The sequence below is a fragment of the Aeromonas sp. 600948 genome (genome assembly GCF_049174875.1).
Classification (GTDB): domain Bacteria; phylum Pseudomonadota; class Gammaproteobacteria; order Enterobacterales; family Aeromonadaceae; genus Aeromonas; species Aeromonas veronii_A.
The window spans coordinates 63,638-85,447 of the sequence record NZ_JAAKTY010000015.1 but is presented as its reverse complement, the minus strand read 5'-3'; the positions used below and the strand labels follow the sequence as shown (position 1 = coordinate 85,447).

General features: G+C 57.3%; 22 protein-coding genes. 3 read left to right on the top strand and 19 right to left on the bottom strand.

Going from position 1 to position 21,810, the window contains the following annotated elements:
* Positions 1-23: 23 nt before the first annotated feature.
* The 4 genes from rbsC to G5182_RS13775 all read right to left on the bottom strand — a co-directional run bounded on the left by rbsC (position 24) and on the right by G5182_RS13775 (position 3,810).
* Positions 24-992 (bottom strand): ribose ABC transporter permease, encoded by a 969-nt coding sequence (gene rbsC / locus G5182_RS13790; RefSeq protein WP_005336670.1) that lies wholly within the window; start codon positions 990-992, stop codon positions 24-26.
* Positions 989-2,521, bottom strand: coding sequence for a ribose ABC transporter ATP-binding protein RbsA (gene rbsA, locus G5182_RS13785; RefSeq protein ID WP_227342876.1), 1,533 nt, complete (start codon positions 2,519-2,521; stop codon positions 989-991). Before rbsA ends, rbsC begins: the two co-directional genes overlap by 4 nt.
* Positions 2,522-2,539: 18 nt before the next feature.
* Positions 2,540-2,959 (bottom strand): D-ribose pyranase, encoded by a 420-nt coding sequence (gene rbsD, locus G5182_RS13780; RefSeq protein ID WP_227342878.1) that lies wholly within the window; start codon positions 2,957-2,959, stop codon positions 2,540-2,542.
* Between the two features lie 233 nt (positions 2,960-3,192).
* Complete coding sequence (locus tag G5182_RS13775; RefSeq protein ID WP_201937827.1) at positions 3,193-3,810, bottom strand: glutathione S-transferase family protein; 618 nt, start codon at positions 3,808-3,810, stop codon at positions 3,193-3,195.
* Between the two features lie 654 nt (positions 3,811-4,464).
* On the opposite strand from G5182_RS13775, the gene G5182_RS13770 reads away from it, so the two are divergent.
* Positions 4,465-5,256, top strand: coding sequence for a hypothetical protein (locus G5182_RS13770; RefSeq protein WP_421251652.1), 792 nt, complete (start codon positions 4,465-4,467; stop codon positions 5,254-5,256).
* A 391-nt stretch (positions 5,257-5,647) separates the two neighbouring features.
* On the opposite strand, the gene G5182_RS13765 is transcribed toward G5182_RS13770, so the two are convergent.
* The 4 genes from G5182_RS13765 to potA all read right to left on the bottom strand — a co-directional run bounded on the left by G5182_RS13765 (position 5,648) and on the right by potA (position 9,541).
* The gene (locus G5182_RS13765) at positions 5,648-6,715 is read right to left on the bottom strand and encodes an extracellular solute-binding protein (protein WP_227342882.1); all 1,068 of its coding nucleotides are present in this window, start codon (positions 6,713-6,715) and stop codon (positions 5,648-5,650) included.
* Positions 6,716-6,796: 81 nt separating this feature from the next.
* Positions 6,797-7,567: a spermidine/putrescine ABC transporter permease PotC gene (potC, locus tag G5182_RS13760; protein ID WP_005336644.1), complete on the bottom strand. Its 771-nt coding sequence runs from the start codon at positions 7,565-7,567 to the stop codon at positions 6,797-6,799.
* Positions 7,564-8,451, bottom strand: a complete 888-nt coding sequence (potB, locus tag G5182_RS13755) for a spermidine/putrescine ABC transporter permease PotB (RefSeq protein WP_042083135.1) — start codon at positions 8,449-8,451, stop codon at positions 7,564-7,566. Before potB ends, potC begins: the two co-directional genes overlap by 4 nt.
* Positions 8,438-9,541 carry a spermidine/putrescine ABC transporter ATP-binding protein PotA gene (gene potA, locus G5182_RS13750; protein WP_227342884.1) on the bottom strand — a complete coding sequence of 368 codons (1,104 nt, stop codon included), beginning with the start codon at positions 9,539-9,541 and terminating at the stop codon, positions 8,438-8,440. The genes potB and potA overlap by 14 nt, the downstream gene beginning before the upstream one ends.
* A gap of 201 nt (positions 9,542-9,742) precedes the next feature.
* Here potA and G5182_RS13745 point away from each other — a divergent pair, with 201 nt between their 5' ends.
* The gene (locus tag G5182_RS13745; RefSeq protein ID WP_227343048.1) at positions 9,743-10,480 is read left to right on the top strand and encodes a hypothetical protein; all 738 of its coding nucleotides are present in this window, start codon (positions 9,743-9,745) and stop codon (positions 10,478-10,480) included.
* Positions 10,481-10,496: 16 nt separating this feature from the next.
* Positions 10,497-11,183: a DUF2987 domain-containing protein gene (locus G5182_RS13740; protein ID WP_227342886.1), complete on the top strand. Its 687-nt coding sequence runs from the start codon at positions 10,497-10,499 to the stop codon at positions 11,181-11,183.
* A gap of 103 nt (positions 11,184-11,286) precedes the next feature.
* Here the strand turns inward: G5182_RS13740 and ttcA are convergent, their stop codons facing one another.
* The 11 genes from ttcA to ccoN all read right to left on the bottom strand — a co-directional run bounded on the left by ttcA (position 11,287) and on the right by ccoN (position 21,530).
* Positions 11,287-12,195, bottom strand: coding sequence for a tRNA 2-thiocytidine(32) synthetase TtcA (gene ttcA, locus G5182_RS13735; protein WP_227342887.1), 909 nt, complete (start codon positions 12,193-12,195; stop codon positions 11,287-11,289).
* A 74-nt stretch (positions 12,196-12,269) separates the two neighbouring features.
* Positions 12,270-13,217: a universal stress protein UspE gene (gene uspE / locus G5182_RS13730; protein ID WP_005345417.1), complete on the bottom strand. Its 948-nt coding sequence runs from the start codon at positions 13,215-13,217 to the stop codon at positions 12,270-12,272.
* A 151-nt stretch (positions 13,218-13,368) separates the two neighbouring features.
* A complete protein-coding gene (locus G5182_RS13725; RefSeq protein ID WP_005336632.1) occupies positions 13,369-14,124 on the bottom strand; it encodes an FNR family transcription factor in 756 nt (251 codons plus the stop codon).
* A 68-nt stretch (positions 14,125-14,192) separates the two neighbouring features.
* A complete protein-coding gene (locus G5182_RS13720; RefSeq protein ID WP_108613359.1) occupies positions 14,193-14,879 on the bottom strand; it encodes a sulfite exporter TauE/SafE family protein in 687 nt (228 codons plus the stop codon).
* Positions 14,863-15,051, bottom strand: a complete 189-nt coding sequence (gene ccoS / locus G5182_RS13715; RefSeq protein ID WP_033138318.1) for a cbb3-type cytochrome oxidase assembly protein CcoS — start codon at positions 15,049-15,051, stop codon at positions 14,863-14,865. The genes G5182_RS13720 and ccoS overlap by 17 nt, the downstream gene beginning before the upstream one ends.
* Before the next feature lie 138 nt (positions 15,052-15,189).
* Positions 15,190-17,574, bottom strand: a complete 2,385-nt coding sequence (locus tag G5182_RS13710; protein WP_227342889.1) for a heavy metal translocating P-type ATPase — start codon at positions 17,572-17,574, stop codon at positions 15,190-15,192.
* 86 nt (positions 17,575-17,660) lie between these two features.
* Positions 17,661-18,161 carry a FixH family protein gene (locus G5182_RS13705; protein WP_227342891.1) on the bottom strand — a complete coding sequence of 167 codons (501 nt, stop codon included), beginning with the start codon at positions 18,159-18,161 and terminating at the stop codon, positions 17,661-17,663.
* A gap of 140 nt (positions 18,162-18,301) precedes the next feature.
* A complete protein-coding gene (ccoP, locus tag G5182_RS13700) occupies positions 18,302-19,285 on the bottom strand; it encodes a cytochrome-c oxidase, cbb3-type subunit III (RefSeq protein ID WP_019446377.1) in 984 nt (327 codons plus the stop codon).
* Positions 19,285-19,464 (bottom strand): CcoQ/FixQ family Cbb3-type cytochrome c oxidase assembly chaperone, encoded by a 180-nt coding sequence (locus tag G5182_RS13695; RefSeq protein ID WP_005336620.1) that lies wholly within the window; start codon positions 19,462-19,464, stop codon positions 19,285-19,287. Before G5182_RS13695 ends, ccoP begins: the two co-directional genes overlap by 1 nt.
* Positions 19,465-19,474: 10 nt before the next feature.
* A complete protein-coding gene (ccoO, locus tag G5182_RS13690; protein ID WP_021230095.1) occupies positions 19,475-20,089 on the bottom strand; it encodes a cytochrome-c oxidase, cbb3-type subunit II in 615 nt (204 codons plus the stop codon).
* A 16-nt stretch (positions 20,090-20,105) separates the two neighbouring features.
* Positions 20,106-21,530, bottom strand: coding sequence for a cytochrome-c oxidase, cbb3-type subunit I (ccoN, locus tag G5182_RS13685; RefSeq protein ID WP_005336616.1), 1,425 nt, complete (start codon positions 21,528-21,530; stop codon positions 20,106-20,108).
* Positions 21,531-21,810: the final 280 nt, after the last annotated feature.

The following is a 21,810-nucleotide window of genomic DNA, read 5'->3' as shown; positions in this document are numbered from 1 at the left end:
TTCCTTGTGTGTGGCTTGTCTTATCAACGATTGCTTTTGTTATCGATCATCACGGCAAGCAAGATCACGCTGGCCTTGGCGATCATCTGGTAATAGGAGCTGACATCGAGCAGGTTGAGGGCGTTGTTCAGGAAGCCGATGATCAAGGCACCGATCAGGGTCCCCATGATGCGGCCCTTGCCGCCCATCAGGCTGGTACCACCCAGCACCACAGCGGCGATGGCATCCAGCTCGTAACCCATGCCCGCCGTCGGCTGGGCAGAGGAGAGACGAGAGGTAACGATAAGCCCTGCCAGTGCCGAGAGCGCGCCGCACAGACCATACACCGCCAGCTTCACCCGATCCACATTGATACCGGAGAGGCGGGTAGCCGATTCGTTGCCGCCCAGCGCGTAGATATAGCGACCGAGACGGGTGTGGTTGAGCATGAACCAGGCGAGCAGGAAGACGATGGCCATCAGCCAGATGGGCACCGGCAGACCGAACAGGTAACCGGTCCCGAGCCAGGCGAAGTGATCGGCACCGTCACTGAAACCAGTGGAGATGGGGCGACCCTCGGTATAGACCATGGTGATACCGCGCAGAGCGGTCATGGTGACCAGGGTGGCGATAAATGCCTGTACCTTGCCCTTGGCAATGATGAGGCCGCTGACGCCGCCCAGCAGGGCACCGGCACCCAGAGTGAGGGGCACCACCAGCCAGATCGGCAGCTCCATGGCGACCATGGTGGCGGCCAGCGCGCCGCACAGGGCCAGTACCGAGCCGACCGACAGATCGATACCGGCGGTAAGGATAACCAGCGTCATACCGACCGCCATGATGGCGTTGACCGAGGTCTGGCGCAGGATGTTGAGGAGGTTGTCGGCGGTGAAGAAGTTGGGGCTCAGAAAGGAGACCACACCAATCAGGACCAGCAGCGCGACCAGGGATTTGTTCTCGATCCACCACGCCTTGCTCATGACGCCACGGCGGGAAAGGGTTTGGGTTGTCATTGGGATGCCTCTTGCTCTGCTTGCCACTGTTTACCGACTGCCGCCGCCATCAGCTTCTCCTGATTGGCATCGCGGGTGTTGAACTCTGCGCTGATGCGCCCTTCGTGCATCACCATGATGCGATCACTCATGCCGAGCACTTCCGGCATCTCGGAGGAGACCAGAATGATGCTCATCCCCTCCTTCTTGAACTGGTTGATCAGCTGATAAATTTCCTTTTTCGCCCCCACGTCGACGCCGCGGGTCGGCTCGTCGAGGATCAGTACCTTGGGCCGGGTCAGTAGCCCCTTGGCGATGGCCACCTTCTGCTGGTTGCCGCCGGAAAGTAGCTTGATCAGCTGATCCTGACTCGGGGTCTTGATGTTGAACAGGCGCACATAGTCGCTCACCGCCTGCCGCTCGGCCTTGCCGTCAATCTTGCCGTTGCTGATGAACTCGTCGAGGGCGCACAGACTCATGTTCTCCCGTACCGAGAGCTCCAGCACCAGTCCATCACCTTTGCGATCTTCGGAGATATAGGCGATACCGGCGGCAAGACCATCGGCCGGACTGGTTGGCACCAGCGCGTGGCCATCGACCGTGATTTCACCGCTGCTGACGGGGCTGGCGCCATAGATAAGCTTCATCAGCTCGGTACGGCCGGAGCCCATCAGGCCGCTAAAGCCCAGAATTTCCCCCTGACGCAGGGAGAAGCTCACCCCGCGCACGCCGGGACCGGTCAGATCCTTCACCTGCAGACTGACAGGGCCAAGCTCGCGTTCAAGGCGCGGATACTGCTCTTCCAGACGGCGACCCACCATCATCTCTATGATCCTGTCTTCATCCAGATCGCTCACCGCCTTCTCGCCGATCCACTTGCCATCGCGCAGCACGGTGACCCGATCGCAGATCTCGAAGATCTCTTTGAGGCGGTGGGAGATATAGACGATGCCGCAACCCTGCTCACGCAACTCGCGGATAACCTTGAACAGTTGCTCGGTCTCGGTATCGGTCAACGCATCGGTGGGTTCGTCCATGATGATGACGCTGGCATCGAACGACAGCGCCTTGGCAATCTCCACCATCTGCTGTTCGCCGATGGAGAGATCCCCGAGCCGAGTATCCGGGCCATGCTTGACGCCAAGTCGCGCCAGCAGGCCGCTCGCCCGCTCGCGCAGCTGTTTGTGGTCGATGCTGCCAAAACGGGTGCGCGGTTCGCGCCCGAGGAAGATGTTGGCGGCAATCGACAACTCCGGCAGCAGGTTCAACTCCTGATGGATGATGCTGATCCCCTGATCCTGAGAGTCGCGCGGCCCCTTGAAGTGAACCGGTTGACCGCGATAGCTGACGCTGCCCGTATCGGCCTGATAGATGCCGGTCAGCACCTTCATCAGGGTGGATTTGCCGGCGCCATTTTCACCGAGCAGGGCCATCACCTGACCCGGATAGACTTTGAGGCCCGCCTCATCGAGGGCGCGCACCCCGGGGAAGGTCTTGACGATTCCGGAAAGAGCCAGAATGGGCGAGGGGAGCATATTGGCGTTGCTCATAGCTGCTTCCTTGGGAATTTAAAACGCCACGCCGGCGCAGAGAATGAGATTGGCGTAGGGGGTCACCTCGCCGCTGCGCACGATGGCCTTGCTCTGCTGGGAGCGAGCCTTGAATGCTTCGTGCAGGCAGTACTCGATGGTGATGGGCTTGCCCTGGGCGGCGGCGTGCGCCTCCAGCTGATCCACAAGCGCCTGATGGGCGGCGGGGCTGATCTGCTTGATCTCGCTTGCCATGATCACCTTCTCCACCACCAAGTCGGTGAGCAGGGCGGTCAGCACGGTTTCAAGGCTCGGCGTCCCCGCCATCAGCGCCAGATCGATCCGCTCCGGTCCCGTCGGAATGGGCAGGCCGGCATCGCAGACGGTGATCTCGTCGGTGTGACCCATCCGTGCCACCAGGGCACTCAGGGGAGCATTGAGCAGTACGCCTCGTTTCATACAGCACCTCATCAGGCCTTGGCCCGTCAATCTGTGAACCGTTAGGCAACCGGTTACGCAACCGGTTGCGTCATGGCGCAAAGATAGGCTTTTTACTAAGGAAGGGCCACGGCAAAACCACGGAAATGTGAAAACGATCTCAAAGGCGGGAGAAGAAGTGCAGGGGAGGCGGCAGGAAGGGTGTCAGCAGAGCCCTGACACCCTTGTTATTTATCGAGCTATTGATTTTATGGTTAGTTGGCCAGTGCCTTGGCGACCGCCGGACGGCTCAGCATGCGCTGATAATGATCGGCAACCTTGGGGAATTCACTGATCTCGACCTCATCGCTTTTCAGCCAGCCCGCGACCACGAACAGATAGATATCCGCCACGCTGAACTGCTCGCCCAGCACCCAGGGGCCTGCCAGATAGTGCTGCTCAATCTGGGCAAAGCCGTCACGCATATTGCTGGCGACTTTCTGCTGCATGGCGGCAATGGCCTGCTCGTCATCGGCCCAGCGGCTGCCACGGCGACCGTGGGCGTGGGAGACATGCACTGTGGAGGCGAGGAAGCTGTTGACCTCCTGCATGCGGGCCAGCAGGAACGGGTTGTCCAGCGGCGCCAGTTTGGCATCGGGGAAGCGCTGCGCCACATAGAGCAGCAGTGCCGGGGTCTCGGTCAGGGTGCCCTGCTCGGTGACAAGGGCAGGCACCCGCCCTTTGGGGTTGATGGCAAGATACGCAGGATCACGCTGCTCCCCTGCGGCGAGGTTGACGAGACGGGGTTGGAACGGGGCATTCGCTTCCAGCAGGGCAATCTGCACGGCCATGGCACAGGTGCCGGGAGCGAAATAGAGGGTCAGATCGGACATGAATACTCCTGATTGGCTCAGGCCACCCGCGATATCGGCGAAAAATGTGTTTTCGTGATACCTCGAGGGGTCATGAAAAAAGAGAGGGGGCAACGTTTGCCCCCTCAACCAATCTACACCCCTTAGAGGTGATGAAAAAGCGCAGAATTAATCGGTTTGTTTGACCATTTCATAAATTCCTCGGCTAAGGGTGCAAATCAGATGGTGTTGAACTTGATGGGATAGTTGATACCTGAGGATGGGCGGTTGGTACTGAAAGGACTGGGGCACAATAGCGTCCTTGGTTGTTCTCCCGCTCTTGCACGATATGATCGTCATCAGATATTCTAATTTTTGGGTCGTTACAATGAATCCTATCTAACAAGACTGATCTTCATTTAGATCATCAAACAGAAAACGGCCTTTTTAGATAACTTTTTGATGACTGCAATCGTTTGTGTTTGATACCATGTTCTTCTACAAACTTTCCACGGCTTTCATGGTGGCTATAATGTTTTATCATGCTTTAATCCGGTTATAAAACAGCATGTAGGTAGTTGGAAATATATATGCAGTAGCCATGTTGTTTACTAAGAGAAGGGGAGTGAAACTCAGCGAAATTGAGAGTCTTAAGGAAAGGTAGGAAGTAGGTTAAGGAAAATAAAGAGGTGATCAATGGATGATGAAAAGGGAAACTCAAGCAATATCAAAAATAAAACCAAACTGATATCGGGTTTTGTAGCTTTGGCCGTGATAGGCGGAGGGTGGTACTGGTGGCTTAAAGAGCCCTATATTGAGCCAGAGATTAATCCCACCCCAACAGAATTGTTTACTATTCAGGGTGAGTTTCCTTTTGATAAGGGCTATCAATTAGCTGTTCATAGTACTTTCATTGCATCTAATAAAACTGACTCTACTTGCAGCAAAACTTTTTATGCGTTCGGTGTTATACCTGCAAATACTAGACTCAGGGGATGGCAAATAGATAACCCCATTAAGAAATATCAATCAAACAGATTCAGTGTAAAAGTGTCAAAAGACTATTTATTGCCTGACCGATGTAATTGGGTGTTAGATTCTGTTGGCTATTTTATAGTGAAGGCAGGTTCCGAGTTGGAGGCTAATTTGAAAGCTAACCCTTCAGATCAACATAATCGTCAAGGGTATTTTTTATCTTCAGCATACAGCAATTGGAGTGAGTTAAAACTGGGGAGTATAAATATTTCGTGCCGACCAGATGTTGGTCTTAAAAAATTAAAAGGTGGTGTTGTTTGTAAGCGACTGAATCAAAGAGAAGTAAATACATATAGACGTAACTATAAAGTTCATAATAAACCGCTACCATCGATAGTTAATTTTAAATTCGTTATGGAGGACAAAATGTCAAGCGCTAAACAAAATACTGTTTTAGAGAGTGCATATGGCGATCCACTAAATAATAATTTGTCCTATGAAAAGGGGGTATAAAGACTGTTAGTTAGATTAGCGAATCGTAATCGGACGTTAGCTGTTTCGATAAAATTGCACAGTTATTCCCCATAAACACATCCGTTTTGCCTATATCTCCACAGTGGGGTCGCTATGAGTCCCTCCCTTCTAAATGGAGAAATACATCGCCCCCCTCATATTTCCCTACAAATTTGCTCTGAAGTCGGCTGCAGTGGAGCACTTACAAAAATTGTGGTCTGTCTGGCTTAAAGATGACTATCTATATATTTTGCTGTTAATCGATGCGCGCCTGTGCCTCTCAGTGTCTATGACTGTTGTGCTTAAAAATTGCGCTGGTGGTTAAAAAGAGAAGGGGGCAAATATTGCCCCCTTAATCCATTAAGCCCATAAGGGCCGATTAACCGCCGACTTAACCGGCCTTGGCCACCATGGCTTTCAGCTGCAGGAAGTACTGCTCGTAGAGGCGGGAGGCATCACCCACATCGGACTGGAATTCGCCCTTGCGCTTGATCTCGTCGCTCGGGAAGACCATGGGGTTGTTGCGAAACGCCGGGGTGAGCAGGGGAATGGCATCCTTGACCGGGGTGGGGTAGCCAATCGCCTCGGCCACCTTGGCGGCCACATCGGGGCGCATCAGGAAGTTGATCAGGGCGTGGGCCTCTTTGACATGCTTGGCCTTGGCCGGGATGGCGAGGTTATCCATCCAGAGTACCGCACCCTCTTCGGGGTAGGTCATCTGGATGGAGGGGTATTCGCGCTGGGCGCCGTAGGCCGAGCCGTTCCACAGCATACCGATATTGACCTCACCGGCGATAAAGGGGTCGGCCGGGTTGTCGGAGTTGAACGCCTTGACGTTGGGCATCAGCTTTTTCAGGTATTCGAACGCTTCGGCAATTTGCGCCTTGTCTTGGGTGTTGGGGCTGTAGCCCAGCTGCACCAGCGCGATATGGAACACCTCGCGGGCATCGTCCATCAGCAGCAGGCTCTCTTTCCACTCCGGTGCCCAGAGTTGCTTCCAGCTGGTAACCGGCTGCTCGATGATGTCGGTGTTGGTGCCGATGCCGGTTGCGCCCCAGATATAGGGGATGGAGTAGCGGTTGTCCGGGTCGTACTCGTGGTTGAGCAGGGTCGGGTCAAGGTGCTTGAAGTTGGGCAGCTGGGCGCGCTCCAGCGGCTGCAACATCCCCTCTTTGGCCATTTTCGAGATGAAGTAGGTGCTGGGCACCACCACGTCATAGCCGTCACCATGGGTTTTCAGCTTGGCGTAGAGGGTCTCGTTGGATTCGTAGGTGGAGTAGATCACCTTGATACCGGTCTCTTGCTGGAACTGCTCCAGCAGGCCATCCGGCACATATTCCGACCAGTTGTAGAAGTAGACCACCTTGTCGTCGGTCGCGTGAGCGCTCTGGCTCAGCAGCGGGGTGGTGAGGGTGAGGGCGGCTGCCAGCATGGCGCCGGCCTTGTGTTGGATTGTCATCAACAACTCCTTGGGGTTATGGGGCCTTGCGGCCCACCGTGACAGAGTTCGCCAAAGGTGGCGGGGACGAAACGGGCAGGATCAACCCTGCCGTTTACGCAGTAACAGTTGCGCCAGCAGCACCATCCCGAGGGAGGCGACCAGCATCAGGGTGGCCAGGGCGTTGACCTCGGGGGAGACGCCCACCTTGACCATGGAGTAGATCTTGAGCGGCAGGATCTCGTAGGCAGGGCCGGTAACAAAGGAGCTCACCACCACGTCGTCCAGCGACAGGGTAAAGGAGAGCAGCCAGCCCGCCATCACCGCCGGCAGCGCCAGCGGCAGTATGATGCGGCGCAGGATGATCCACTCGCCAGCCCCCAGATCCCGCGCGGCTTCCAGCATCCGCACATCAAAACCGCACAGCCGCGAGTAGACGGTGATCACCACAAACGGCAGGCAGAAGGTAATGTGGGCGATCAGTAGCGACCAGAAGCCCAGCGCAATGCCGGTCACCACAAACAGGGTCAGGAGCGAAATGGCCATCACGATATCGGGGGACATCATCACCACGAACAGCATGCCGCTCACGTACTGCTTACCGCGAAAACGGTAGCGAAACAGCGCCACGGCGGTGAGGGTGCCGATCAGGGTGGCCGCGGTGGCGGTGAGGGCGGCGATGGTCAGGGAGTGCTGGGCCGCCTGCATCAGACTGGCGCTGGCAAACAGCTTTTCATACCAGCCCAGGGTAAAGCCGCGCCAGTCGATGCCATATTTCGACAGGTTGAAGGAGTTGGCGATCAGCACCCCGATGGGCACATAGAGATAGCCAAACACCAGCAGCAGGAACAGAGCTTTCAGTGCGCGCATCATGCCAGCTCCCCCTTCTTGCTCAATAGCTTGCCTGCCCGCCAGTAGCAGTAGACCAACAGCGCCATCAGCACCGTCAGCATCACGCTGATGGCCGCACCAAAGGGCCAGTCACGGCTGTTGAGGAACTGGGTCTTGATCAGGTTGCCGATCAGCAGGTGCTTGGCGCCCCCCAGCAAGTCGGAGACATAGAACATCCCCATGGCGGGCAGGAACACCAGTAGACAACCGGCGATGATGCCGGGCAGGGTGAGGGGCAGAATGATCCGCACCAGCCGCTGCCAGCCGTTGGCGCCAAGATCACGCGCCGCCTCCAGCAAACGGCCATCCAGCTTCTCGATGCTGGAGTAGAGCGGCAGCACCATAAAGGGGAGCAGCACATAGACCAGCCCGATGATGACTGCCACCTCGGTATACATCATCTGCAGAGGTCGCTCGATAAGCCCCAGATCCAGCAGCCAGCCATTGATCAGCCCCCGGGTGCCGAGCAGCACTTTCAGCGCATAGGTGCGGATCAGGGAGTTGGTCCAGAACGGCACCACCACCAGAAACAGCAGCAGCGGGCGGATACGCGCTGGCAGATGAGCCAGCAGCCAGGCAAAGGGGTAGCCCACCAGCAAGCAGATGGCGGTGGCGAGCAACGCCAGCCAGAGGGAGTGGAGCAGCACCTCGAAATAGAGGGGGTCCAGCAGGCGGCCATAGTTGCTCAGGGTAAAGAGCGGCGCGATAAGCTCGGACTCGTCACGGGTCAGGAAGCTGACGCCGATGATCATCAGGTTGGGCAGGAAGACAAACAGCGTCAGCCAGCCGAGGATCAGCGCGATGGCCCCGTTGCGAAAGCCATTGTGGGCAAAGCTGTGCGGTACCCGCAGATTAGTGAGGCTCATAGGGCAGCACCACCTCCCAGCTGTCGACCCAGTGGATCGCCACCTCCTGACCCAGACGGTAGTCAAAGTCGGGGTCATCCTCGTCGAAGAACTCGGAGATAAGCAGCTGTTTGCCGCTTTCGAGTTCGATCACCGAATCCAGCGTCGCCCCCTTGTAGTTGCGCTCGCGGATATTGCCCCGCAGCGCGCCGCTCTGATCGTCATCCTGATCGAGAATGCGCAGATCTTCCGGGCGCAGCAGCACCAGCACCTTGTCGTCTGGTTGGAACGGCAGTGTGGTATGAAGCAGGCATTCGCGCCCCTCCACCTCAGCCTGCCAGATACCGGGATCGCGCTGATTGATCAGCTTGCCATCCATCACATTGATCTCTCCGATAAAGCGGGCCACGAACAGGTTGGCTGGCGATTCGTAGATATCGCGCGGGGTGCCGCGCTGGATGATCTTGCCGCCCTCCATCACCAGGATGCGATCAGACATGGTGAGCGCCTCTTCCTGATCATGGGTAACGAAGACAAAGGTGATGCCAAGGCGACGCTGCAGCGCCTTGAGCTCGCTCTGCATCTGCTTGCGCAGCTTGTAGTCGAGCGCCGAGAGGGATTCATCGAGCAGCAGCAAGCGGGGCTTGTTGACCACGGCGCGGGCGATGGCGACCCGTTGCTGCTGGCCGCCGGAGAGCTGATCCGGGCGTCGGTTGGCCAGCTCGGTGAGCTGCACCATGGCGAGGGTCTCCTCGACCCGCTGGCGGATCTCGCTGGCCGGTACTTTCTGCATCTCGAGGCCAAAGGCGACGTTTTCAAACACCGTCATATGAGGGAAGAGCGCATAGCTCTGGAACACGGTGTTGATGTGCCTGTGTTCGGCGGGGATATGGGTGATCTCGTCACCGGCCAGATGGATGGTGCCGCCGTCGACCGATTCGAGCCCGGCCAGCAGGCGCAGCAGGGTGGTCTTGCCACAGCCGGAGGGGCCCAGCAGGGTAAGAAATTCACCGTCATAGATTTCAAGGTCAAGGTCACTCAGGATCACCTTGCCATCGTATTTTTTGCTGATCTTGTTCAGCGCGACAATTACCTGTGGATTGTTCATCATCCGCCAGTCTCACCCCAGCCAGTGGCCATCGTGTTGAAAGAGGGCCGCATTCTATGCAGCCGACACATGAAATTAAAGGCTTTTTGGCCCGAATTAGCCGCAAGTGTGCAGGAAAAACGGCTACGAATAGCAGACCAAATCGCTATAATGTGCCACCTGATTTGGTCGTTTTCGATATTGGATAGTCAATTGAGTAATAAAATGCGTATTGGCGGCTCCCTTGAGCAGTCTCTGAACCATGGCTACCGCCTTGATCTGAAAGGGGTCATCCAGGAGGGATGGCAACAGACCCGCCGTACCGGATTTGGCCTGCTGCTGGCGATTGTCGGGGTGACGGCGATCTGGATCCTGCTCAGCAATGTGCTGCTGTTGCCCTATCTGGGGGATGACAGCCAGATGAATGTGGCCATGGTGCTGAGCCTGCTGATGACGGTGGTGATGGCCCCCATGACCAGCTCCCTCGATATGCTGGGGTTGCAGCAGTCGGTCGGGGTGCGCGCCCGTGCCAACCAGGTGTTCGACTTCTTCCGCCACTTTGTACGCCTCGGCATGTTGAGCCTGCTTGGCAGTCTGCTCACCAGCCTGTTTGGCCCGCTATTCGATCTGCTGGGATTGCCCGCCGTACTCTCATTCATTCCCTCGGCCCTGATCGGCATGGGGCTGCTCTTTACCGTACCTCTGGTGCTGGAGCGCGGCCTGACGCCGCCCCAGGCCATTCTGGTCTCTCTCAAGCTCTTTGCGCGCGGCTGGCCCAGCATTGTGTTGTTCCACGGCGTGATGACCGCGCTCTTCTTCCTGGCTCTGATCCCCATGGGGTTGGGGCTTATCTGGGTGGCACCGCTCTATTTCAACTGCAAGGGGATCCTCTATCGGGATCTCTGCGGGGTGGGGGTAGAGGTTAACGAGGTGACAGAAGGCCCCAACCATTTCAATGCATGATGCAAAAGGACGTTGAATGACCCGTCGATATGGAGTGACCAAGGTTTTGCGCCAGAGTCTGCTGGCCACGCTCTTGCTGCCAGGGCTGGCGCTGGCTGAGCCGGTGCTGGATCTGCAATACAGCACCTTCTACAGCCAGATGAAGACCTTTGCCAAAGGGGAGTTTGGTCACGCCAGACTGGGGTTTTATCTGACCGATCCGCAAAATGGTCAGCGCTGCGGCCTCACCTTTGCCCGGGTTGCAACCGACAGCAAGGAAGTGGCGGGCGAGGTAACGGTCGATAGCGAACTGCGCCTGCCTTTTGATGAGGATCTCAACCTCGACAAGGGGATCGTGACCGTCGGCTTGAAAGAAGAGCACGCCACTTGCGATATGACGGTACAGGTGATGGCCGACGCACCGAATGGCCCCGAACTGCCGCTGGCGGAGCTGGCGGCCCGTCAGCAGCAGATGCAGTCGCTGCTCGACAAGATGGCGGGCATGGTCGGCAAGCACTTCCTGCCGAAGATGGAAGGGGTACGCATTACCCTGGTGCAGCAGAGCGGCACTGCTTATCTGATTGATGGCGCCCGTCAGGAAGCGCTGCCCTGGCAGGAAGGCCACCTGCTGCTAAGCAATGAGCAACTGGCCGCGTTCGCTGCCGGGCAACTGCGCCTGCAGGGTGACGTGCTGCGACTGACCCCCTGGCTGCACAAGGACTGATGCCGATGGTGTTGTCACGTTGGTAACAGGCAGGTCAAGAAAGCAAAAAAGGAGCGATTATCGCTCCTTTTTTATTGTGTGGCGTTTGCCATGTGAGCGCGGCTTAGCGCACTTCAATCACATCCAGCATGTCCATCTCGTCGATATCCAGCAGCGGCGCCTTTGGCATATCGGGCGGATCAAAGGCCTTGTCGCCGCCATCGATGATGCCGGAGTCGCGGTTGATGCTCTTGAAGTCAAACAGCTTGTGGTCGAGCAGGTGGCTCGGGATCACGTCCTGAATGGCGGTGAACATGGTTTCGATACGACCGGGGAAGCGGCGATCCCAATCCTGTATCATCTGTTTGATGGCCTGACGCTGCAGGTTCTCCTGCGAGCCGCACAGGTTGCACGGAATGATGGGGAAGGCTTTGACGTCGGCGTAGCGGATCAGATCCTTCTCTTTGCAGTAGGCCAGCGGGCGGATCACCACGTTCTTGCCATCGTCGCTCACCAGCTTGGGCGGCATGGACTTGAGCTTGCCACCGTAGAACATGTTGAGGAACAGGGTCTCGAGGATGTCGTCGCGGTGGTGGCCAAGGGCAATCTTGGTGCAACCCAGCTCTTGGGCGGTGCGGTAGAGAATACCGCGGCGCAGCCGTGAGCAAAGAGAGCAGGTAGTTTTGCCTTCCGGTACCTTCTCCTTGACGATGGAGTAGGTATCCTCTTCAACAATCTTGTACTCGATGCCGAGGGAATCCAGATACTCGGGCAGCACATGCTCGGGGAAACCGGGCTGCTTCTGATCCAGGTTGACGGCAACCAGATCGAAATGGATGGGGGCGCTGGCTTTGAGGCTCATCAGTATGTCGAGCATACCGAAGCTGTCCTTGCCGCCTGAGAGGCAGACCATGACCTTGTCGCCCTCTTCAATCATGTTGAAGTCGGCAATGGCCTGACCCACGTTGCGCCGCAGGCGCTTCTGCAGTTTGTTAAAACTGTATTTTTCTTTGGCGTTCAGCTCTTCTAGCATGCTCGTAAAACCCGGGACACAAATAAGCGCGTTATTATAGCCATGTCCCGGGGGAGGGCAAGGTGCCAGGCACCTTATGATTGATTGCGACGACTGTCGACCGGGCAGCTGTAGTCCGCCGGTTTGAGGATCAGGATGTCGCAGGAGAGGCGGTCAATCACATGTTCGGCGGTATTGCCGAGCAAAGCTGCAGAAAGCCCGGTACGGCCGACGCAGCCCATGATCATCAGGGTCGCCTTGAGCTCTTCGGCCATATCCGGCAACACCTCTTCCGGTAGCCCCTCTGCAACCCGGGTCCAGAGATGACCGATACCGAACTTGTCGGCATGGCTTAGCAGCAGGCTTTCGTGGTGCTTGCGGATAGCTTCGTTGTAGGCGTTGGGATCAAACTCTGGCAGCTCGATGGCCACGTTGACCGGGGTGCCCGGGTAGGTGTTGACCAGATAGAGATTGGAGCCCAGCAGCTCGGCGATGTCGCTTCCCTCCTGGGTGATCCGTTCGTTGAGCAGTTTCTGATCCGGATCGTCACTTGAGCAGTTGATGGCGGCGATGATGTTGCCGCCCCGTTGCCAGTGACCCTCTTTGACCAGCAGCACCGGACAGGGGCATTTGCGCAGCAGGTGCCAGTCGGTGGGGGTAAAGATGAAGGTTTGCAGGAAGCTGTGATGGTGAGTGGCTTTGACCACCAGATCGTGGCGCTGCTCCAGCACCTCCTGAATGACACACTCGAAGGGACGATTGTGCCAGACCACTTTCACTTCGCACTCGATCCCCTGTGCCCGATAGGGGGTCAGGATCTCGTCCAGCCACTCACGTCGCTGTGAAATGACGCCGTCGCGCATCTCTTGCCGCTCGTCCACCGAGAGCATGGCGGTCATTTCATACGAGAAGTCATAGATGGTGAGCAGCAGGGTCAGATGGGCGTTTTCGTCCAGCTCGGCGACTTTGACTGCCCGTTCGAGGGCGATTTGGCGCTCCTCTTCTGGATTGATAACCACCAGAATATTCTGATATTTGACCATCTTCTCCTCCTTGGAAAAGTCCAATGACAGCAGAATCTTAGCCATTACAGCTTAGCGCAGGAGGAGGGTATGGGGAACGTACCGGATCACATTCCAGAGGAAAGGATCCGGCAGGGAAAGCAGGAAAAAAGTGAGAGGGTAAGCGGAAAAATCAGCCGCAGGGCGGGCGAGTTGCACCGGCCATCATGCCCAGCGCGACCTGATCCAGTACGGTAATGTATTTGCCTTTAACGCTGATGAGACCGGACTTCTGGAAACGGCCGAGCAGACGACTAATGGTCTCAACGGTCAGCCCCAGATAGTTGCCAATGTCACCACGGGTCATGGATAGACGGAACTCCTTGGCGGAGAAGCCGCGTTCGGAGAAGCGTACCGACAGATTGTGCAGGAAGGCGGCGAGGCGCTCTTCGGCATTCTTCTTGGAGAGCAGCAGGATCATCTCCTGATCGCCCATGATTTCGTTGCTCATCAGACGCATGATCTGCTGGCGCAGCTTGGGCATCTTGCCGGAGAGATCATCCAGCACTTCAAAGGGGATCTCGCACACCATGGCGGTTTCCAGCGCCTGGGCGAAGGAGGGGTGTGCTTGTTTGTGGATGGCATCAAAACCGACCAGATCGCCAGCGAGGTGGAACGCGGTGATCTGCTCATCCCCTTGCTCGGTGATGGTGTAAGACTTGATGGTCCCGGAACGGATGGCATAGAGCGATTTGAACTCATCGCCAGCCTTGAACAGCTCTTCACCCTTCTGGATCGGCTTCTTGCGCTCGATGATGCTGTCCAGCTGATCAAGCTCGTTGTCGTTCAGAGTGAAGGGAATACAGAGCTGACTGATGCTGCAATCCTGGCAATGAATTGCACAGCCACCGCTCTGGATACGTCTGCCAGGTTTCTTTTCCGGGATCATAGGCTCATACGAATAATTGATTTATATCAAACAAGTTTACCATCAACTCATCCGTTTTGGATAGGGTTTCAAAAGGAAGCAATGCCAATCCAGAAGGTATGTACCCCGAACAAAATGAGCAGCAGGGCACCGCCAAGGCGCAAACTGCGCAGAGTGAGCCAGTATCTCAGGCGATCGGCGAGCCCGCCCAACGCAAACAAGGTGGGCAGGGTGCCGAGACCAAAAAAGAGCATGATGAGCGCCCCGCCGCCGGCCGAACCCGCCGCCGCGCTCCAGGTCAGCATGGAGTAGACCAGCCCGCAGGGCAGCCAACCCCACACCATGCCAAAGGGCAGTGCCTGCACAGGTGAGGTGAAGGGGATAAATTTGCCCGCCAGCGGTTTGATACGGGGCCAAAGTCTGGCGCCGAGCCGCTCCAGCAGCAAGATCCCTTGCCACCAGCCCGCCAGATAAAGGCCAAGTGCAATCATCAATAGCGCAGCCACCAAGCGCAATCCGGCGATGGCGTGTTTGCCAGCCCCCAGCTCGCTGGTGGTGGCGAGCAGGCCGCCCACCAGTGCACCTGCAATCACATAGCTCAGGATCCGGCCGAGGTTGTAGTTGAGCAGATAGGCGAGTCGCCCCCAAAAATGCTGTTTGTTGGCGGGGATCGCCATGGAGAGCGCGGCAGAGACACCCCCGCACATGCCGATACAGTGGGCAGAGCCTGCCAGTCCGACCAGCAGGGCGCCGGCCAGGTCAAGGTTGTGGGTCATTGTCAGCAGGCTTTGCGGGTTTGTGGGTGGGTTGCTCTTCGTCAAACAGGATGTTGGAACCCTGCCGGTCGAGATCTTCAAACTGCTCGGAGCGAATGGCCCAGAAGAAGACGACCCCGGCGATGATCACAAATAGGATGGCGATGGGGATCAGGACAAAAATTATATTCATGGGAGGTACCTTGGCGTTCATCCTTGGCAAGCGTCCCCTATGGTAACTCTGTTCGGGCAGGGGGCCAGCCGCTATCAGTGAGAAATGTGGCCTGCATCGGAGGCAGGCCACATTTTCAGCTATTTTTCGCCACCGGTCTCATTGGTTGAGGCGCATGGAGTTGGTTACCACGATGAGTGAACTGAGCGACATGCCCGCCGCCGCCAGATAGGGGGGCAGCCAGCCGCAGGCCGCCAGCGGCAGCACCAGCAGGTTGTAACCGATGGACCAGGCGAAGTTCTCGATGATGATCTTGCGGGTACGCATTGCCAGCACTCTGGCCTCGAGCAGTCGGCTCAGGTCATCGGCCAGCAGGATGGCGTCGGCGCTGTTTTTCGCCAGATCGGTACCACCAGCCATGGCAAACGAGGCGTGCGCCCCGGCCAGTACCGGCGCGTCGTTGATGCCATCGCCCACCATGATGCTGATATCCCCTTGGGCTTCCCGGGTCTTGAGGTAGGACAGCTTGCCATCGGGCGAGACCCCCTTGACCAGCTCATCCACGCCCAGCTCGCGGGCAATCTCGTCTGCCTGCAAAGAGCTGTCGCCAGTCAGTACGGTAGTTTGCAGACCGGCTGCCTTGAATGCCGCGATCAGCGCCCTGGCATCGGGGCGCAGGGTATCTTCCAGATTGAAGCGAGCCAAGACCTGCTGCTCGTCAGCCAGATAGATAGCCAGACCGCGGCCGCGTTCTTGCGCCGGATCCAGCCCAAGCCAGCGGGCACTGCCGATGCGGTAGCGTACGCCATCCACCAGAGCTGTGATGCCGTGACCGATGACCGGGGTGATCTCGCGAACGGATGGCAACACGGCGATGCTGTCGGCGGGCAGTCGGAAGGCGCGGGCAATGGGGTGTTCGGATTGCGCCTCCATGGCCCGGGCGATGGCGAGGCAGTGCGCCTCGTCCATCTCTGCCAAGGTGGTGGTGCCGGTCAGACTGATCTCACCTGTGGTCAGGGTGCCAGTCTTGTCCATCACGATCCGGTTGGCCTTGGTCAGCACGTCCAGCACATGACCACGGCGCAGCAGAATGCCGTTGCGGGTCAGATTGGCGGTGGCCGAGGTCAGCGCCGTCGGGGTGGCCAGCGACAGGGCACAGGGGCAGGTGGCAACCAGCACGGCGAGGGTGACCCAGAACGCCTGATCCGGTTGATGGAAGTGCCAGAAGGTCCAGACCGCGGCGGCAATGATCAGCAGCACCAGAATAAAGTGGCGTGACAGCTGATCCGCCATCTGGGCGATGGCCGGTTTATCATCGAGGGCGTGATCCTGCAGCCGCATGATCTGGGCGATCCGCGACTCTTCGATACGGTGGCTGACCCGGATCTGCAGCGGGGCATCCGTGTTGATGGTGCCGGCATAGACCTGATCACCGCGCTGTTTGAGCAGGGGCAGCTGTTCACCGGTCAGCATGGATTCGTTGAGGCTGGCTTGCCCTTCGACAATGATGCCATCCGCCGGCAAGGTGGCGCCAGCCAGCACCCGTACCCGATCGCCGACCTGCAAGGTCTTGGCCGCTACCTCATGTTCCCCTTCCTCATCGATGCGGGTCGCCATGATGGGCACCAGTCGCGCCAGGTTGGAGCTCGACTCCGACGCCTTGCGCCGGGCCCGCAACTCGAGAAAGCGCCCCAGCAGCAGGAAGAAGACGAACATGGTGATGGAGTCGTAATAGACCTCACCGGTATTGAACACGGTGGCCCACATGGAGGCGATAAAAGCCCCGATCAGCGCCAGCGACACCGACACATCCATCGACAGGTGACCCTGCTTTAGGCTGCGCCAGGCCCCCACGTAAAAGGGCTGGGCCGAGTAGATCATGATGGGGGTGGAGAGCAGCAGGCTTATCCACTTGAAGTAGACCATGAACTCATCTTCAACGCTGATGAAGAGATCCATGTAGAGAGCCACGGCGCACATCATCACCTGCATTGAGCCCAGCCCCGCCAGAGCCAGCCGGAACATATAGCTGCGCACCTCTTTGGCGTAGAGCGCCTCCTGTTGATGGGTCTGGAACGGGTAGGCCCGATAGCCGATCTGGGCAAATCCCTTGAGGATGTCACTCAGGGAGAGTTGGTCCGGATCCCACTTGATGCGGGCCCGGTGGGTGGTGGTGTTGACGTTGATGTAGCGCAAGCCGCCAAGGGTCATCAGGTGGCGTTCGATAAGCCAGGCACAGGCGGCGCAGGTGAGCCCTTCAACTGTCAGCTGGATTTCGCGAAGGGTACCGCTGTCGGTGACAAACTCCTGTTGCACTTCTGCCAGATCGTAGTGGGTGAGGGCGGCCAGCTCTTCGGGCACCAGATCGCCCTTGGTGCCAGGAGCGGTGCGGTGATCGTAGTAACTGGCGAGGCCGCACTCCATGATGGTTTCTGCCACCGCCTGACAACCGGGGCAGCACATGGGGCGAACAATCCCCTTTATCTCGAGGGAATAGCCACTATTAGCGGGTACCGGCTCGCCACAGTGAAAGCAGGGGGTCATGCGTTATGCCCCCCTGAATGCAGAATGCAAGCTGCAGGGGCGCTGGCGAACACCGGCTCGCCACAGTGAGAACAGCCGGTCATGGCTTAGCGTCCTTTCGGGTCGAGTTCGACAGGGGCCAGGGTGGGCAACTGGACGGTCTCTTGCAATCGCCACTCGTGATCGAAAGCATCGACCCGAATGTGCCACTTGCCGACCAGCGGCTTGTCGAAATGGAGGCGATAGGTGCCGCTCGCATCGGCGGTGATCATGTGTTCGCTGTCCTGACCGGCCAAGGTCGGGTGGAACAATGAGAGATAGAGAGCTTGCCCGGCAGGAATGTCACCGCTGATGGGTTTGAGGGTCAGCTCGTTGCCGTCAACCTCCAGCACAAAGCGGATATTGAGTGCTTCGGAGCGGTCAAACTTGCTCAAGTCCTGATTGATCTCTTTCCCTTGTTTGTAATAGTCCTCGGCCACCAGATTGACCCCATCCTTGCTGGCGATGATGGCGGTGGCGATGCTGCCGACAACGGCGGCAGTGGGGAGGGCGATGATAAACCAGGGCCAGAATTGGCGATACCACGGTTTGGATAGAGGTTGGGTCATGATTGCTACTGCCATGAAACGAATGATTAACGTGGAAGATGGTTTTTACGCAACACAAGATAACAAAAAGCCTCGAGGAGTCGAGGCTTTTTGCTGTGTAATCACGTGTTTATCACATGTTACAACGTTACGGGCGAACCTTATTTGGCAGACTGTTGATGAGACAGGCTGTAAACGTAGGAGGCCAGCAGGTGAACCTTGTCCTCACCCAGAATGTCTTTCCAGGCTGGCATCACACCGTGACGACCGTGGGTGATGGTTTGTACCACCACTTCGCGGGAGCCACCGTAGAGCCAGGTGTTGTTGGTCAGATCTGGCGCACCGACGGCAACACCGCCCTTGGCATCGGCCCCGTGGCAGGCAGCGCAGATGGCAAAGCGTGCTTCACCTTTCTTCGCTTCCACCAGGTCGACCTTGCGACCGGAGAGGCTCAGCACATAGGAGGCCACTTCCTGAACGCCATCTTTGCCGAGGATTTCACCCCAGGCAGCCATGATCCCCTGACGACCGCCCATGATGGTGGTCTTGATTTGATCAGGCTGGCCGCCCCATTGCCATTCGCTGTCGGTCAGGTTCGGGAAACCGCGACCACCGCGGGCGTCAGAGCCGTGGCACTGGGAGCAGTTCTGCAGGAACAGACGCTGACCCACTTTCAGGGCTTCCGGATCCTTGGCGATCTCGGTGATGGCACGATAGGTTTTGCCATCCGCTTCGTAGGTGAGTTCACGGAACTTGGCGCCGTAGATCTCGTCAGCCTTGGCGACCTCACGGTCATACTCCACCGCGCGACCTTCAGCCTTGGCCGATTCGGTTGCAGCTTTGGACTCGGCCAGCGAGCGCACGTCCTGGTTGGAACTTTGCCAGCCCAGCAGGCCTTTGAAGTTGCCAAGCCCCGGGAAGGCGATCAAATAAACCAGACCGGTGACGATGAAGAAGAGGAACATGTAAGTCCACCACTTCGGCAGCGGGTTGTTGATCTCCTCGATGCCATCGAAGGAGTGACCCATCGATTTGCCTTCTTCAACACCCATCTTGTCCTTGCGGCACCACATCAGCAGCAAGAAGCAGCCGAGGATGGTTCCCAGACTGATGACAGTCACAAAAATGCTAAACAGAGTGCTCATTATTGTTTCGCTCCTGCGTTCTTTTTATCAGCACCGGGTTGCTCATCATCGGCAAAAACCAAATTGGCAGCCTCGTCGAAAGAGGTCTTGCGGCGTTTGCTGTAGGCCCAGACGATGATGCCAATCATGATGGCCATCAACAGCAAGGTATACAGACCGCGAAATGTGCCGTAGTCCATTTTCGCCTCCTTATTTCAGGGCATGACCCAGTGATTGCAGATAGGCCACCAGCGCATCCAGCTCGGTTTTGCCCTTGACGGCTTCGCCAGCACCCTGAATATCGGCGTCGGTATAGGGCACACCGAAGTGATCGCGGAACAGCGCCAGTTTTTTGCCGGTCATCTCGCCAGTCAGCACATTGGTATCAAGCCAGGGATAGGCGGGCATGTTGGATTCCGGTACCACATCGCGCGGGTTGATCAGGTGAACCTTGTGCCACTCGTCGGAGTACCGGCCACCGACACGGGCCAGATCCGGACCTGTACGCTTGGAACCCCACAGGAAGGGGTGTTCCCAGACGCTCTCACCGGCGACCGAGTAGTGACCGTAACGCTCGGTTTCGGCACGGAACGGACGGATCATCTGGCTGTGGCAGTTGGTGCAGCCTTCGCGAATGAAGATGTCGCGTCCTTCCATCTGCAGAGCGGTGTAGGGCTTGAGGCCCTCCACCGGCTCGGTGGTTTGCTTTTGGAAGAACAGCGGAGTGATTTCAACCAGGCCCCCCAGACTGATGGCGAAGATGATGCCGACCACCAGCATGGGAACGCTTTTTTCAAATATTTCGTGACGGTTATTGTTGCTCATGGGTTGACCTCTTCAATCATGCTGGCTGGGCGACAGGTTCCAGAGAACCTTTGGGCGCAGTGATGGTGCGATAGGCGTTGTAAGCCATCAGCAACATGCCGGTGACGAAGAAGCAGCCACCCAGGAAGCGCACGAAATAGAAGGGATAGGATGCCTGCAGCGCTTCAACGAAGCTGTAGGTCAGGGTGCCGTCTTCGTTGACTGCACGCCACATCAGGCCCTGCATCACGCCGGAAATCCACATGGCAACGATGTAGAGCACGGTGCCCACGGTCGCCAGCCAGAAGTGAACGTTGATCAGCTTGACGCTGTACATCCGGCCCTGGCCGAACAGGTTCGGGATCAGGTGATAGACCGCACCGATGGAGACCATGGCAACCCAACCCAGCGCACCGGAGTGAACGTGACCAACGGTCCAGTCGGTGTAGTGGGAGAGGGCGTTGACGGTTTTGATCGCCATCATCGGGCCTTCGAAGGTCGACATGCCGTAGAAAGATAGGGAGACGATCAGGAAGCGCAGGATGGGGTCATAACGCAGTTTGTGCCAGGCACCGGAGAGGGTCATGATGCCGTTGATCATGCCGCCCCAGGAAGGTACGAACAGGATCAGGGACATCACCATGCCGAGGGACTGTGCCCAGTCAGGCAGTGCGGTGTAGTGCAGGTGGTGCGGACCGGCCCAGATATAGAGGGAGATCAGCGCCCAGAAGTGCACGATGGAGAGGCGATAGGAGTAAACCGGACGACCGGCCTGCTTGGGCACGAAGTAGTACATCATCCCCAGAAAACCGGCGGTCAGCAGGAAGCCTACCGCGTTGTGGCCATACCACCACTGCACCATGGCGTCCATGGCGCCGGAGTACATGGAGTAGGACTTCATGCCGGAGAGCGGCACTTCCATGTTGTTGACAATGTGCAGCACCGCAACGGTGATGATGAAGGCGCCGAAGAACCAGTTCGCCACATAGATGTGGGAGGTGGTGCGCTTCATCAGGGTGCCGAAGAAGACGATGGCATAGGCGACCCATACCACAGTGATGGCGATATCAATCGGCCACTCCAGCTCGGCATACTCTTTGGCGGAGGTGTAACCCAGCGGCAGAGAGATGGCGGCAGAGAGAATGATTGCTTGCCAGCCCCAGAAGACGAAAGTAGCCAGCGGGCCACCAAACAGTCTGGTTTGACAGGTGCGCTGCACCACGTAAAACGAGGTGGCCATCAGTGCACTGACGCCGAAGGCGAAGATCACTGCGTTGGTATGGAGGGGCCGCAGACGACTGTAAGTCAGCCACGGGGTCTCGAAGTTGAGGGCAGGCCAGATCAACTGGGCTGCGATCAGTACGCCAACCGACATGCCGACAATTCCCCAGACAATCGTCATGACGGTAAACTGGCGAACAACGGTGTAGTTGTACTCAGGATGGTTAGTTGTATGGCTCATCGTTATATTCCGCTTCCGATGCTGCTGTTGTTTGGTTTTGTATCCGGAGGACCGGACTGGCTTCATCAGCCACCGCCGACCAGTTGTTAACATCTGTTAACGAAAGGAAAAGCAAAAGATGGCTAAATGAAAACTGCATGGGAATGATACTGAAGTGACAGGTAAAATAACAGTATAAACAGTGATATATTTGGCTCCGTCCGGTCTCGATATGGCAGTTTTTTACCTTGTTCGAGATCACAAAAAACTATTTTAATTGCATCTTAATCGGGCTGTTTTT